At 62.3% G+C, this 14,661-nt stretch carries 12 protein-coding genes and 1 pseudogene; 11 read left to right on the plus strand and 2 right to left on the minus strand.

The genetic code is table 11. The features are described 5' to 3' along the window. Window positions 1-3 precede the first annotated feature (3 nt). From BZ163_RS18775 to BZ163_RS18810, 8 genes are all read left to right on the plus strand, one after another. Entirely contained in the window at window positions 4-189 is a 186-nt protein-coding gene (locus tag BZ163_RS18775) for a Trm112 family protein (protein ID WP_007945752.1), read from the plus strand. Further along, entirely contained in the window at window positions 186-950 is a 765-nt protein-coding gene (kdsB, locus tag BZ163_RS18780) for a 3-deoxy-manno-octulosonate cytidylyltransferase (RefSeq protein ID WP_128872153.1), read from the plus strand. The genes BZ163_RS18775 and kdsB overlap by 4 nt, the downstream gene beginning before the upstream one ends. Then, window positions 950-1,414, plus strand: coding sequence for a low molecular weight protein-tyrosine-phosphatase (locus BZ163_RS18785; protein WP_128872154.1), 465 nt, complete (start codon window positions 950-952; stop codon window positions 1,412-1,414). Before kdsB ends, BZ163_RS18785 begins: the two co-directional genes overlap by 1 nt. After that, window positions 1,411-2,430 carry a UDP-N-acetylmuramate dehydrogenase gene (gene murB, locus BZ163_RS18790; protein WP_128872155.1) on the plus strand — a complete coding sequence of 340 codons (1,020 nt, stop codon included), beginning with the start codon at window positions 1,411-1,413 and terminating at the stop codon, window positions 2,428-2,430. Before BZ163_RS18785 ends, murB begins: the two co-directional genes overlap by 4 nt. A gap of 248 nt (window positions 2,431-2,678) precedes the next feature. After that, entirely contained in the window at window positions 2,679-3,152 is a 474-nt protein-coding gene (locus BZ163_RS18795; RefSeq protein WP_128872156.1) for a (2Fe-2S)-binding protein, read from the plus strand. Beyond that, window positions 3,149-5,470: a xanthine dehydrogenase family protein molybdopterin-binding subunit gene (locus BZ163_RS18800; protein ID WP_128872157.1), complete on the plus strand. Its 2,322-nt coding sequence runs from the start codon at window positions 3,149-3,151 to the stop codon at window positions 5,468-5,470. The genes BZ163_RS18795 and BZ163_RS18800 overlap by 4 nt, the downstream gene beginning before the upstream one ends. Further along, complete coding sequence (locus BZ163_RS18805) at window positions 5,470-6,453, plus strand: XdhC family protein (RefSeq protein ID WP_128872158.1); 984 nt, start codon at window positions 5,470-5,472, stop codon at window positions 6,451-6,453. The genes BZ163_RS18800 and BZ163_RS18805 overlap by 1 nt, the downstream gene beginning before the upstream one ends. Further along, a complete protein-coding gene (locus tag BZ163_RS18810) occupies window positions 6,450-7,040 on the plus strand; it encodes an NTP transferase domain-containing protein (RefSeq protein WP_128872159.1) in 591 nt (196 codons plus the stop codon). The genes BZ163_RS18805 and BZ163_RS18810 overlap by 4 nt, the downstream gene beginning before the upstream one ends. A gap of 205 nt (window positions 7,041-7,245) precedes the next feature. Here BZ163_RS18810 and rne read toward each other — a convergent pair. Next, window positions 7,246-10,511 (minus strand): annotated as a pseudogene (gene rne, locus BZ163_RS36485) (ribonuclease E). Window positions 10,512-11,211: 700 nt separating this feature from the next. Between rne and rluC the strand changes: the two are divergent. Genes rluC through sppA form a run of 3 tightly spaced genes read left to right on the plus strand, consistent with a single transcriptional unit; the run spans window position 11,212 to window position 13,834 of the window. Continuing rightward, window positions 11,212-12,174 carry a 23S rRNA pseudouridine(955/2504/2580) synthase RluC gene (gene rluC, locus BZ163_RS18825; protein WP_128872161.1) on the plus strand — a complete coding sequence of 321 codons (963 nt, stop codon included), beginning with the start codon at window positions 11,212-11,214 and terminating at the stop codon, window positions 12,172-12,174. Next, window positions 12,161-12,820 carry an HAD-IA family hydrolase gene (locus BZ163_RS18830; protein WP_128872162.1) on the plus strand — a complete coding sequence of 220 codons (660 nt, stop codon included), beginning with the start codon at window positions 12,161-12,163 and terminating at the stop codon, window positions 12,818-12,820. Before rluC ends, BZ163_RS18830 begins: the two co-directional genes overlap by 14 nt. Before the next feature lie 24 nt (window positions 12,821-12,844). Continuing rightward, entirely contained in the window at window positions 12,845-13,834 is a 990-nt protein-coding gene (sppA, locus tag BZ163_RS18835; protein WP_128872163.1) for a signal peptide peptidase SppA, read from the plus strand. A gap of 151 nt (window positions 13,835-13,985) precedes the next feature. Here sppA and BZ163_RS18840 read toward each other — a convergent pair whose 3' ends face one another. Next, window positions 13,986-14,564, minus strand: coding sequence for a nucleoside triphosphate pyrophosphatase (locus BZ163_RS18840; protein WP_128872164.1), 579 nt, complete (start codon window positions 14,562-14,564; stop codon window positions 13,986-13,988). Between the last annotated feature and the right edge of the window lie 97 nt (window positions 14,565-14,661).

The following is a 14,661-nucleotide window of genomic DNA, read 5'->3' on the forward strand; positions in this document are numbered from 1 at the left end:
CTCATGGACACCAAATTGCTCGATATCCTCGCTTGCCCGGTCTGCAAAGGCCCGCTCAAGCTCAGTGCCGACAAGACCGAGCTGATCAGCAAGGGCGCAGGTCTGGCGTACCCGATTCGTGACGGCATTCCGGTGATGCTCGAAACCGAAGCCCGCACCCTGACCACCGACGAGCGCCTGGATAAATGACCACAGCCTTTACCGTTGTCATCCCGTCGCGTTACGCCTCCACCCGCTTGCCGGGCAAGCCGTTGCTGATGATCGCCGGCAAGCCGATGATCCAGCACGTCTGGGAACAGGCCAGCAAAAGCAGCGCCGAGCGCGTGGTGGTCGCCACTGACGACGCGCGCATTGTCGAGGCCTGCAAGGGCTTTGGCGCCGAGGTGGTGCTGACCCGTGAAGACCACAATTCCGGCACCGATCGCCTGGCCGAAGTCGCCGCGAAATTGGGCCTGGCGCCCGATGCAATCGTGGTCAACGTCCAGGGTGACGAACCGTTGATCCCGCCGAGCGTGATCGATCAGGTCGCCGCCAACCTGGCGGCCCACACCGAAGCGCGCATGGCCACCCTGGCCGAGCCGATCGAAGACGTGGAAACCCTGTTCAATCCCAACGTGGTCAAGGTCGTCAGCGACCTCAACGGCCTGGCGCTGACCTTCAGCCGCGCGACCTTGCCGTGGGCCCGTGATGCCTTCGCCAAGAGCCGCGAGCAACTGCCGGAAGGCGTGCCGTACCGCCGCCATATCGGCATCTATGCCTACCGCGCCGGTTTCCTGCATGACTTTGTCGGCTGGGGCCCGTGCTGGCTGGAAAACACCGAATCCCTGGAACAGCTGCGTGCCCTGTGGCACGGCGTGCGGATTCACGTCGCCGACGCACTGATCGCACCGCCCACCGGCGTCGACACCGTTGAAGACCTCGAGCGCGTTCGTCGCCTGCTGGAGGCCTGATGCGGGTCCTGTTCGTCTGTCTGGGCAATATCTGCCGTTCTCCCACGGCGGAAGGGGTGCTGCGCCATAAATTGCGCGAAGCGGGGCTGGCCGATCACATCGAAGTCGCCTCCGCCGGCACTGGCGACTGGCACGTCGGCAAGGCCCCGGACAAGCGCAGCCAGGCTGCGGCCAGGTTGCGCGGTTACGACCTGTCCGCCCAGCGCGCCCAGCAAGTGAGCCGTGCCGATTTCGCCAGCTACGACCTGATCCTGGCGATGGACAACAGCAACCTGCGCTACCTCAAGGCCCTGCAACCGGCCAAGGGCAAGGCCGAGCTGGACCTGTTCCTGCGCCGCTACGAGTCGGAAATCGACGAAGTCCCCGATCCGTATTACGACGGCGACCAGGGCTTTGAGCAAGTGCTGGACCTGATCGAGCGCGCCAGTGATCGGCTGGTGATCGAATTGAAGGGGCGGTTATGAGTTTGCAGGTACAGCCCGGCGTTTCGCTGAAACCGTTCAATACTTTCGGGGTGGACGTCCAGGCCCGGTTGTTCGCCGAGGCCCACAGCGACGCCGACGTGCGCGAAGCCCTGGCCTATGCGGCGCAACATCAAGTGCCATTGCTGGTGATTGGCGGTGGCAGCAACCTGCTGCTGACCGCCGATATCCAGTCGCTGGTGCTGCGCATGGCCACCCGCGGGATTCGCATCCTGAGCGACGATGGCAGCAAGGTCGTGATCGAAGCCGAGGCTGGCGAGCCTTGGCATCCCTTCGTGCAACACACCCTGGCCCAGGGCTTGTCGGGGCTGGAGAACCTCAGCCTGATTCCCGGCACCGTCGGCGCGGCACCGATGCAAAACATCGGCGCCTACGGCGTGGAAATCAAGGATGTGTTCGCCGGCCTGACCGCGCTGGATCGCCAGACTGGCAAGCTGCGCGACTTCACCCTGGAAGAATGCAACTTCGCCTACCGCGACAGCCTGTTCAAACAGGAACCGGGACGCTGGTTGATCCTGCGGGTGCGTTTCCTCCTCGATCGCGCCGCGCACCTGCATCTGGAATACGGCCCGGTACGTCAGCGCCTGACCGAGCAGGGTATCGATCAGCCGACCGCTACCGATGTCAGCCAGGCGATTTGCAGCATCCGCAATGAAAAGCTGCCCGACCCGGCGGTGCTCGGCAATGCCGGCAGCTTCTTCAAGAATCCCTTGGTGTCCGCAGCACTCGTGGCGCAGTTGAAGGGTGAATTCCCGGACCTGGTGGCCTACGCGCAACCCGACGGGCAAATGAAGCTGGCGGCGGGCTGGCTGATCGAGCGCGCGGGATGGAAAGGTTATCGCGATGCCGACGCCGGCGTGCATAAGCTGCAGGCGCTGGTGCTGGTCAACTACGGCAGCGCCACCGGTCTGCAATTGCTGCATCTGGCGCAGCGCATCCAGAAAGACATTTCAGAACGTTTTCACGTTGAGTTGGAAATGGAGCCCAATCGTTATTGAAGCTACGCTTTAGTGGATGATTCCAAAGCCCTGCACACCTTTAACTGTGCAGGGCTTTTTTGTTAATGCCGAGTTAACCCAGCCACCTGACGATGCAAGCATTTGCTCCACCAAAGGCCCGATGCAGACGCTGCCGTCCGCATAAGAGAGCCCCATTAGCCTGAGTCGATCTGCGTGATGCCAACCGCCATCCCTCATGGCGGCAGATTGCTCGACCCCATAACCTCCATAACTATGCGGGCGTGCCCATGAATACCCTGATACTCAACGGTCAACCTTACAAAATGGACGTTCCTGACGAGATGCCGCTGCTCTGGGCCATTCGCGATGTGGCAGGCGGCCATCCGGGAACAAAGTTCGGCTGCGGAATGGGACTGTGCGGTGCCTGTACGATTCATATTGACGGTCAACCGGCTCGGGCGTGCATCACGCCTCTCAGTTCAGCGAACGGGCAAAACGTCACCACCATCGACGAATTGCATAACGACCCGGTTGGAAAAATCGTCCAGCAAGCCTGGCTCGACACCGCTGTGGCCCAGTGCGGTTATTGCCAGGGCGGGCAGATCATGTCCGCCACCGCCTTGCTCAAGACCAATCCAAATCCCAGCGACGCACAGATCGAAGAGGCGATGGTCGGCAACATTTGCCGTTGCGGCACTTACAACCGCATCAAGACCGCCATCCGTCAGGCATCCACTCACCTGAAGGAGGCCAAGGCATGAGCCGGTTACCCAATGACTTTGCCCTGAGCAACCTCAGTCGCCGTGGCTTTCTCAAAGGTGTCGGTGCGTCCGGCGCATTGGTGCTGGTGGCCAGTTGGGGTTGGCAAGACGCTTTCGCCGAAGAAAAGCAGAAGAAATTCGGCGCCGACGGCATGCCCCACGGCTGGATCGATGATCCGAAGGTGTACATCAGCATCGCTGCTGACGGCACCGTGACCGTGGTCTGCAACCGCTCGGAAATGGGCCAGGGTGTGCGCACCAGCCTGACCATGGTGGTGGCCGATGAATTGGAAGCTGACTGGGCAATGATGAAAGTGCAACAGGCGCCTGGCGACGAAGTACGCTTCGGCAACCAGGACACCGACGGTTCGCGCAGCATGCGCCACTGGTTCGAGCCGATGCGTCGCTGCGGTGCGGCCGCGCGGACCATGCTCGAACAGGCCGCCGCGCAGCAGTGGAAAGTGCCGGTCAGCGAGTGCCGGGCGCAATTGCATAAAGTGCTTCACCAGCCGACCGGTCGCGAACTGGGTTACGGCGCCCTGGCCGCGGCTGCCGGCGCGTTGGCGGTGCCGGCCCGTGACAGTCTGCGGCTCAAGCAACCGTCGGAATTTCGCTACATCGGCAAGGAAGGCAGCAGGGCGATCGACGGTGACGATATCGTCAACGGTCGCGCGGTCTACGGCGCCGACGTGTATTTCGAGGGCATGCTCTTCGCCACCATTGCCCGACCTGCGGTGTATGGCGGCAAGGTCAAATCCTTCGACGCCAGCGCGGCAATGAAAGTCCCCGGTGTGATCAAGGTCATTCAGATCGAAGATCGGCCGCTGCCGCTGGAGTTTCAACCGCTGGGCGGGGTGGCGGTGGTCGCCAGCAATACCTGGGCGGCGATCAAGGGCCGCGATGCGCTGAAAATCGAGTGGGATGACGGTCCTCATGCCAGTTACGACTCGATCGCCTACCGCAAGGAACTGGAGGCCGCGTCCCTCAAGTCCGGCAAAGTGGTGCGCAATACCGGCAACATCGAGGAGGCCATGGCCAGCGCCGACAGCACCCTGGAAGCGTCCTATTACTTGCCGCACCTGACACAGGCGCCAATGGAACCGATGGTCGCCATCGCGCGCTTCAAGGACGGCCTGTGTGAAGCCTGGGCACCGAGCCAGGCGCCGCAAGTCACCCGCGAGCGCATCGGCGAACGCCTGGGCATTCCATTCGATAACGTCACCATCAACGTGACGTTGTTGGGCGGCGGTTTTGGTCGCAAGTCCAAACCGGACTTCATCATCGAAGCGGCGATACTCGCCAGGGAATTCCCCGGTAAGGCGGTGCGGGTGCAATGGACCCGGGAAGACGACATCCATTGTTCCTATTTCCACACGGTGTCGGCCGAATACTTGAAGGCCAGCCTCAACAAGGACGGCCTGCCGTCCGCCTGGCTGCACCGCACAGTCGCGCCGAGTATCACTGCACTGTTCGCGCCGGGTATGAACCACGAAGCGGCCTTCGAGTTGGGCATGGGGTTCACCAACATGGCGTATGCGATTCCCAACGTACGCCTGGAAAACCCCGAAGCGGCGATCCACACCCGGGTCGGCTGGTACCGTTCGGTGTCGAACATCCCCCACGGCTTTGCGATTCAGAGCTTTGTCGATGAGATGGCGCACAAGGCCGGGCAAGACCCGCTCAAATACCAGATCAAATTGCTCGGCCCGGACCGGCAGATCGATCCGCGCACACTGAGTGAAGAATGGAACTACGGCGAATCGCCCGAGCGTTATCCGATCGACACCGGGCGGATGCGCACGGTGCTGGAAACCGCGGCCAAAGCCGCCGGTTGGGGCCGTGAAATGCCCAAGGGCCGAGGCCTGGGCCTGGCGGTGCATTACAGCTTCGTCACCTACGTGGCCGCGGTGATCGAGGTCGAAGTCAAAGACGACGGCACCTTGATCGTGCACAAGGCGGACATTGCGGTGGATTGCGGGCCGCAGATCAACCCTGAACGGATTCGCGCGCAGTTCGAAGGCGCCTGCGTGATGGGCCTGGGCAATGCGGTGCTGGGCGAAATCAGCTTCAAGGACGGCAAGGTCCAGCAGGACAACTTCCACATGTACGAAGTGGCGCGCATGTCCCTGGCACCGAAGGACGTCGCGGTGCATCTGGTGACGCCGCCGGGCGATGTGCCGTTGGGCGGTGTCGGCGAGCCAGGTGTGCCGCCGATTGCGCCGGCGCTGTGCAACGCGATCTTTGCCGCTACCGGCAAACGCATCCGCGATCTGCCGGTGCGTTACCAGTTGCAGGGTTGGCAGAAGGCCGAGGCCTGATGGACAGCGTCGATCTGAATGTTTTGCGCAGTGTGCTGCAGTGGCGTCGCGCCGGCCAGCGGGTGGTGTTGTACAGCGTGGTCCAGACCTGGGGCACCGCGCCCCGGGCGCCTGGCGCCATGCTGGCCTTGCGTGAAGACGGGGTGGTCATCGGCTCGGTGTCCGGTGGCTGTGTCGAGGATGATCTGATTGCCCGGCTGCACGATGGGCGGATTCCGGCCAATGGGCCGCCGGTACAGCTGATCACCTATGGCGTCACCCGTGAGGAGGCCGCGCGATTCGGTTTGCCCTGCGGCGGCACGCTGCGCCTGACCGAGGAGCGTGTCGCTGATCCGGGCTGGGTGGCCGAGCTGCTGACACGTTGCGAGGCCCATGAAATCGTGGCGCGGGAGCTGGATATCGCGACCGGTGCAGTGGTTTTGCAACCGGCCAGCAAGACCGACGGGCTGACGTTTGACGGCAAGACCTTGCGCGCCATCTATGGTCCGCGTTGGCGGTTGTTGCTGATTGGCGCGGGGCAATTGTCCCGTTACGTCGCCGAGATGGCGCGGCTGCTGGATTTCGAAGTGCTGATCTGCGATCCACGCACCGAGTTCGTCTACGGCTGGGAGGAGCAGCACGGGCGCTTCGTCTCGGGAATGCCAGACGAAGCGGTGCTGAACATCCAGACCGACGAACGCACCGCCATCGTTGCCCTGACCCACGATCCGCGCCTGGACGACATGGCGTTGCTCACCGCCCTGGACTCCAGGGCCTTTTATGTCGGTGCACTGGGTTCCCGGGTCAACAGCCGCAAGCGCCGGGACAACCTGGTTCAGCTAGGCTTGTCGGATCAGGCCATCGAGCGGCTGCACGGCCCGATCGGTTTGCACATCGGCAGCCATAGCCCGGCGGAAATCGCCTTGTCGCTGCTGGCCGAAATTGTCGCGATCAAGAACGGTGTCGAGCTGAAGCAGATGAGGCCGTTGCAGGAGGACGTATGAGCGAACCCATCGGCGTCATCGTGTTGGCGGCAGGGCAGGGCAGCCGTTTCCGCGAGGTGGCGGGTGCCGGGAAGGACAAGTTGTTGGCCGATTGTGCCGGGCGCGATGGCGCTGTTCATTCGGTGATCGAACAGGTGCTGGTGAATTTGCCGGCCAACCTTGAGAAGCGCGTCCTGGTGACGACCGTTGACCGCCCGCAAGTGATTCGCATGGCCCAGGCTTATGGTTGCGAGATTGTGCTGATCGAGTCGACCGGCATGGGCGATAGCATTGCGGCCGGGGTGGCGGCGTGTCCGCAGCTGGGTGGCTGGTTGATAGTGTTGGGCGACATGCCGTTTATCCTGGCGTCGAGTATTGAGCGGGTGGTGGCGGGGATTGCGGACGATTCGGTCAGTGTGCCGGTGCAGGACGGTGCGTATGGGCATCCGGTGGGGTTCGGGCGCACGTTTGGGCCGGGGTTGATGGCGTTATCGGGTGATCAAGGCGCCAAGCCGTTGTTTGCGCAAGCGCGTGTGGTTGAAGTCGCGGTGGATGATCCCGGGGTGTTGTGGGATGTGGATGTGCCTGAGGCGTTGGTCTTCGCCTGAAAGACCGCTTTCGCTGCGGTGAGGCGATCCGACAAGCCAGCTCCTACAGGGGGTTGCGCCGTATGCAGGACATGTGAACGACACAATCCCCTGTAGGAGCTGGCGTGCCAGCGAAGAACGATAACGCGGTCCACCTGCTATACCACAGACATAAAAAAAAGCCCCGCCTGGATCACCAGGCGGGGCTTTTTAGTGGCCGATGGAATCAGACGAGAGGTTTAGGCTCGTGCTCTTTTTCCAGGGCTTGCTCGCGTTGCTCTACCGCTTCCTGAACGGAGCGCGGCGCTTCGTCGATCGCGGAGTCAACCGGCTCGGCGGCGACTTCGGTAGCCGGGGCAGGAGCTGCCTCGACCACTTCAGCCACAACCGGTGCCGCAGCGGCCGCCAGTTCGGCTTCCTTCTGCAGACGCTCGGCTTCACGCTTGCGACGACGCACTTCACGTGGGTCGTTCGGCGCACGGCCGCTTGGCGTCAGGGCGCTGACAGGCGCAGCTTCGACTTCAGGTGCCGCCACTTCGGCGACAACCGATGCGGATTCGACTACCGGTGCAGCTTCGGCCACCGGTACAGCTTCGACTACCGCTGCAGGTTCGGCGGCGGCTACCACTGGCTCGGACACCATGGCTTCAGCTTCTGGCGCTTCGGTGGCAGTTGGCTCGGCAACCCAATTGAATGCGGTCTGCTCTTCGCGAACTTCACGAACGGTTTCGGTCACGGTTTCGGCGACTGTTTCAGCCGCCGGCTCTGCTACCACGGCTGGCGCTTCGGCGACGATTGCCGGCTCAGCCACAGCCACAGCTTCAACTTCAGGCTGGGTTTCAGGCGTCGGCGCGACTTCGATTTCCGGGGATGCAGTGACTTCGACCGGCGTGGTCGCTTCAACGGCCGGCGCTTCCACTGGAGCCGTGTCCAGGTTGGCGGCAGTGGCGCGTTCGGCTTGCTCGTTGGCCTGGGCCTCGGCTGGCGCGCTGATCACGCTGCTGGCAACGGCTGCGGTAACCGCCAGGCCGGCGGCCAGATCGGCAGCGCTTGGTGCTTCGCGGGTTTCGCTGGCTTCGCCGTCGGCGGACTCGGACTCATCCGACCCTTCGATCACGTTGCCATTGGCATCGCGTTGACGCTCGCGGCGGTTGCTGCGACGACGCTGGCCACGGGAGCGGCGGCGTGGACGATCGCCTTCGGCGCCTTCCTGACCGTCTTCCTGCAGTTGCTCTTCGTTGCCGGTCAGCTCTTCTTCGGCAACGGCTGCAGCCGCTTGCTCGGCACGTGGTTGACGTTCTTCACGCGGTGGGCGTGGAGCACGTTCTTCGCGTGGCTGGCGGGCAGGACGTTCTTCGGCGGTAGCGGCAGCGGCGGCGGCCGGAGCCGGAGCCGGAGCTGGAGCCGGAGCGATGGCATCCAGCGGCTCACGCAGTTCACGAACCCGCTCTTCACGGTCGCCACGGGGCTTGCGATCTTCGCGAGGAGCACGCGGTGCGCGTTCTTCACGAGGCGCGCGTGGTGCGCGTTCTTCGCGAGCACTACTGGCGTGGTGGTCTCTTCGCGGGCTTCGCGTGGCTGACGCTCTTCGCGTGGCTCACGTGGAGCGCGTTCTTCACGCGGTGCGCGTTCCTCGCGCGGTTTGCGTTCTTCGTCGCGGCGACCGTTACGGTTGCGGCTTTGCTGACGACCGTTGCGACGCTCTTCGTTGCGGGCCGGACGCTCGGTGGTCGCTGGTTTTTCAACCACAACCGGGGCGGCTGGCTCTTGCTTGGTCGCGAACAGGCTGACCAGCGACTTCACCAGGCCTTTGAACAGGCTGGGCTCTGGCGCGGCGACCGGTGGGGCAACGGGGGCGGCAGCGACGACTTCGACAGGAACCGGAGCGTTGGCGCGGGCCGGTGCAGTCTTCACCGCGGCTTCCTGGCGGACCAGGGTGCGGGTCGCGGCGGCTGGCTGGACTTCTTCGACTTCGGCAGCGGCAGCAGCGATCTCGTAGCTGGACTGGCCGACCGCGGCTTCCGGGCTGTCATCGCGCAGACGCTGCACTTCGAAGTGCGGCGTTTCGAGGTGATCGTTCGGCAGAATGACGATGCGGGCACGGGTGCGCAGTTCGATCTTGGTGATCGAGTTGCGTTTCTCGTTGAGCAGGAACGCAGCGACCGGAATCGGCACCTGGGCGCGGACTTCGGCAGTGCGGTCTTTCAGGGCTTCTTCTTCGATCAGGCGCAGGATCGCCAGCGACAGCGATTCGACGTCACGGATGATGCCGGTGCCGTTGCAACGCGGGCAAACGATGCCGCTGCTTTCGCCCAGGGATGGACGCAGGCGCTGACGGGACATTTCCAGCAGGCCGAAGCGCGAGATACGGCCGACTTGTACACGAGCGCGGTCGGCTTCGAGGCATTCGCGGACTTTCTCTTCCACGGCGCGCTGATTCTTGGCCGGGGTCATGTCGATGAAGTCGATGACGATCAGGCCGCCGATGTCACGCAAGCGCAACTGACGGGCGATTTCTTCGGCGGCTTCAAGGTTGGTCTGCAGCGCGGTTTCTTCGATGTCGCTGCCTTTGGTGGCGCGCGCCGAGTTGATGTCGATGGACACCAGGGCTTCGGTCGGATCGATCACGATGGAGCCGCCGGAAGGCAGTTCGACGACGCGCTGGAAGGCGGTCTCGATCTGGCTTTCGATCTGGAAGCGGTTGAACAGCGGCACGCTGTCTTCGTACAGCTTGATCTTGCTGGCGTACTGCGGCATCACCTGGCGAATGAAGGTCAGGGCTTCGTCCTGGGCTTCAACGCTGTCGATCAGCACTTCGCCGATGTCCTGGCGCAGGTAATCGCGGATCGCGCGGATGATCACGTTGCTTTCCTGGTAGATCAGGAACGGCGCGGAACGATCCAGCGAAGCTTCTTTGATAGCGGTCCACAGTTGCAGCAGGTAATCGAGGTCCCACTGCATTTCTTCGCTGCTGCGGCCCAGGCCGGCAGTGCGCACGATCAGACCCATGTCGGCCGGGGCAACCAGGCCGTTCAGGGCTTCACGCAGTTCGTTGCGCTCTTCACCTTCGATGCGACGGGAGATACCGCCCGCACGCGGGTTGTTCGGCATCAACACCAGGTAACGACCGGCCAGGCTGATGAAGGTGGTCAGGGCGGCGCCCTTGTTGCCACGTTCTTCTTTTTCGACCTGAACGATGACTTCCTGGCCTTCGCTCAGGACGTCCTTGATGTTGACGCGGCCTTCGGGGGCTTTCTTGAAATATTCGCGGGAGATTTCTTTGAGGGGCAGGAAGCCATGGCGCTCAGAGCCGAAATCGACAAAGGCAGCCTCGAGGCTTGGTTCGATGCGAGTAATCCGGCCTTTATAGATGTTGGCCTTTTTCTGCTCGCGTGCACCGGATTCGATGTCCAGGTCGTAGAGGCGCTGGCCATCTACCAGTGCAACACGCAACTCTTCGGGTTGGGTTGCGTTAATCAGCATTCTTTTCATGTAGTACCGTCGGTTTCCGGGCTGCCGGAAACGGCGTTCGGCACACACGACTTCTCACGGTCGGTGTCAGGTGCGTCGGGAATGGTTGGCCATTCCCGTGTCCAGCGAAGTCCGGCCAATGTGGGCCTTCATCGCGACGTACGCGTCCTGCTTGCTGTGGCTACTTAAGCACTCAGTCAGGAGGAGGAATCAACCGGCGGCTGTGGACGAGATGAAGCGTCTTGATAAAGCCTAATGCTACACAGTCCAGCGGTTGTGCATCTCCACCCTACACGTATCCCTGATAATTCGGGTGCTGCCGCGCGCAGAATCCGCAGCGGGTTGGCATTTACCGTGAGCTCCGAAGGGGGAGGTCACGCATCATGGCTAATTTAGGCGTTGTTTCCGAAGCGTTCGCTCGGGGTTGTTCGTAGCTGACTGCACTTTGTGAACTGGCCGTGAATATTTGCTCGCAAGGCGAGTGAAAACTCTGCTTTGCGGCATGATTCAGGCCTCATGTCACCTGCGCTTGTTACAACTGCAAACTCTACCGTTACGTAGCGAAAGCCCCGTAGGACGGCCTCTCGTCCTCGTGAATTGCGATGGTCAGGGCCGGTTTTTGACCGTTGGTCCGCTGTCCAGGCCACTTTTGGCGGCGTTCGCGACTATAGCAGCAATGATTAAGTGCTTCAATTCCATAAAAAATTGTTATCATCGCGGGATGACGACTACTGCCCCTTCGACCCCAGCGGTACAACTGCTGGAGGTCTCGCCGGAATATGCCGGCCAACGTATTGACAATTTCCTTCTCGCTCGGCTCAAAGGCGTGCCCAAGACCTTGATTTACCGCATTTTGCGCAAGGGCGAAGTGCGGGTGAACAAGGGTCGGATCAAGCCCGAATACAAGCTGCAGGCGGGCGATATCGTGCGCGTGCCGCCCGTTCGCGTGCCTGAGCGCGACGAACCCGTGCCTCTGGCCCAGGGCCTGCTGCAGCGGCTCGAAGCGTCGATTGTCTTCGAGGACAAGGCGCTGATCGTGATCAACAAGCCTTGCGGCATTGCGGTTCACGGTGGCAGCGGCTTGACTTACGGAGTGATCGAAGCCTTCCGTCAGTTGCGTCCCGATTGCAAGGAGCTCGAGCTGGTTCACCGTCTCGACCGTGACACCTCCGGCCTGTTGATGATCGCCAAGAAGCGCAGCATGTTGCGCCACTTGCACGCGGCCTTGCGCGGCGATGGAGTCGACAAGCGCTACATGGCGCTGGTTCGCGGTAACTGGGCGGCCTCGATCAAGCAAGTCCGGGCGTCGCTGGGCAAGAGCAATCTGCGCTCCGGCGAGCGCATGGTCGAGGTCGACGAGGAGGAGGGCAAGGAGTCTGTGACCGTGTTCAAGGTCCTGCGCCGCTTCGGCGACTTTGCCACCCTGGTCGAAGCCAAGCCGATCACCGGCCGTACCCACCAGATTCGGGTTCACACCTTGCACGCCGGGCATTGCATCGCCGGCGATACCAAGTACGGCGACGAGGGCTTCAGCAAAGAGATTCGTGACCTGGGCGGCAAGCGCCTGTTCCTGCACGCCTACATGCTGACCGTGCCGCTGCCTGACGGTGGCGAGCTGAAATTGCAGGCACCCGTCGACGAGATGTGGGCCAAGACCGTGGAGCGCTTGAGTGCACCCATCTGATTACAAACTGCTGATTTTCGACTGGGATGGCACACTGGCCGATTCCATTGGTCGGATTGTCGAGGCAATGCACGTGGCATCCGAGCGATCCGGGTTTGAGTTGCGCGATGATTTTGCCGTCAAGGGCATCATCGGCCTGGGCTTGCCGGAGGCGATTCGTACGCTGTATCCAGACATTGGTGACGATGAGCTGGTCGCCTTCCGTCAGCACTATGCCGATCACTACATTGCCTCCGAAGCCGTGCCCTCGCCATTGTTCGAGGGTGTGGTCGAGTCGATGGCAGCGTTTCGCGCCGACGGGTATCGCCTGGCGGTTGCCACCGGCAAGGCCCGGCGCGGGCTGGATCGGGTGCTGAAGTCGCACGGCTGGGAAGATTATTTCGACATCACCCGGGCCGCCGATGAAACGGCGAGCAAGCCCCATCCTCTGATGCTGGAGCAGATCGTCGCGCATTGCGGGGTCCGTCCGGAGCAGGCGTTGATGGTCGGCGATTCGTCCTTCGACCTGCAGATGGCGCGCAACGCCGGGATGGACTCGGTGGCCGTCAGCTATGGCGCGCAATCGATCGAGGCGCTGAAACTGTTCGAACCGCGCCTGGCGATTGACCGTTTTTCAGAATTGCAGGCCTGGCTGAGCCAGGCTTAAACCGTTTTTGCTGGGGTACATGGCATGACCGACGAATGGAAGGCTCCCGTCAAGGCGAGCGCAGAGAGCGGTGACGAGAAAAGCTGGAAGCTGCTGGAAAAGACCCTGCTGGCCAGCGTGCAGGAACAGCGCCGGTCCCGTCGCTGGGGGATCTTCTTCAAGCTGCTGACCTTCGTGTACCTGATTGGCGCGCTGGTCCTGTTCACGCCGCTGATGGACATGGAAAAAGCCGCGACCCGCAGTGGCACCTACACTGCGCTGATCGACGTGACCGGGGTGATTGCCGACAAGGAGCCCGCCAGCGCTGACAACATCGTCGGCAGCCTGCGTGCCGCCTTCGAGGATGAAAAGGTCAAGGGCGTCATCCTGCGCATCAACAGTCCGGGCGGCAGTCCGGTGCAGTCGGGTTACGTCTATGACGAGATCCGCCGCTTGCGCGGTCTGCACCCGGATACCAAAGTTTACGCGGTGATCTCCGACCTGGGCGCTTCCGGCGCCTACTACATCGCCAGCGCGGCCGATCAGATCTATGCCGACAAGGCGAGCCTGGTGGGTTCCATCGGTGTGACGGCGGCCGGTTACGGCTTTGTCGGGACCATGGAAAAGCTGGGCGTCGAGCGGCGCACCTACACCTCGGGCGAGCACAAGTCGTTCCTCGATCCGTTCCAGCCGCAGAAGCCTGAAGAAACGCAGTTCTGGCAGGGCGTGCTCGACACCACTCATCAGCAGTTCATTGCCAGCGTCAAGAAAGGGCGTGGCGAGCGCCTCAAGGACAAGGAGCATCCGGAGCTGTTTTCCGGCCTGGTCTGGTCGGGCGAGCAGGCACTGCCGCTGGGGCTGATCGATGGCCTGGGAAATGCCAGTTCCGTGGCGCGCGATGTGATTGGCGAGAAGGAGCTGGTGGACTTCACTGTCCAGGAATCGCCGTTCGATCGCTTCTCGAAGAAGCTCGGTGCCAGTGTGGCTGAGCATCTGGCGATGTGGATGGGGTTTCAGGGGCCGACGCTGCGCTGATTTTTTGTTGTCTGGTTGGGGCCCCGTCATGAGGGCCTTGCACCGATTAACTGTAGGAGCTGGCTTGCCAGCGAAGGCGGTGGGTCAGTCGATGCATTTATCGCCTGAACGGACGCTTTCGCTGGCAAGCCAGCTCCTGCAGGGGGGTGTTTCAGGGGATCTGTACACCCTCGGCCAGCAGCATATCGATCAGGCGAATCAGCGGCAGGCCGATCAGGCTGGTGGCGTCAGGGCCTTCGGTGCTTTGAAACAGACTCACCCCCAGCCCTTCGGCCTTGAAGCTGCCAGCGCAGTCGTAGGGCTGCTCAGCATGCAGGTAGCGTTCGATGCGCGCGATGTCGAGTGTGCGCATATGGACGGTGAACGGCACGCAATCGACCTGGCAGGCGCCCGTCTGGCTGTTCAGCAATGCCAGGCCGGTCAGGAAGGTGACGCTGGCACCGCTTGCGGCTAAAAGCTGTTCCCGGGCCTTGTCGAACGTATGGGGTTTGCCGATGATCCGCTCGCCCAATACCGCGACCTGGTCGGAACCGATGATCAGATGAGCGGGGTGGCTATCGGCCAGTGCGCGGGCCTTGGCCTCGGCGAGGCGCTTGACCAGCTCGATGGCGGACTCCTGCAGGCGATGGCTCTCGTCGATATCCGGCGAACTGCAGGTAAACGGCAGCTGCAGGCGGGCCAGCAACTCTCGGCGATAAACCGAGCTTGAAGCGAGTAATAAAGGCAGCATGCGCAACTCCAAAGGGGAGGTGCGAATTCTAGCGAGGTGACCAAGTGACGGACAGGGCTGAATTTCCTTTGACATGCCCGGGGGCATCCCTATAATG

Origin of the sequence: Pseudomonas sp. VI4.1 (assembly GCF_002029345.1) — a bacterium.
Lineage (GTDB): Bacteria > Pseudomonadota > Gammaproteobacteria > Pseudomonadales > Pseudomonadaceae > Aquipseudomonas.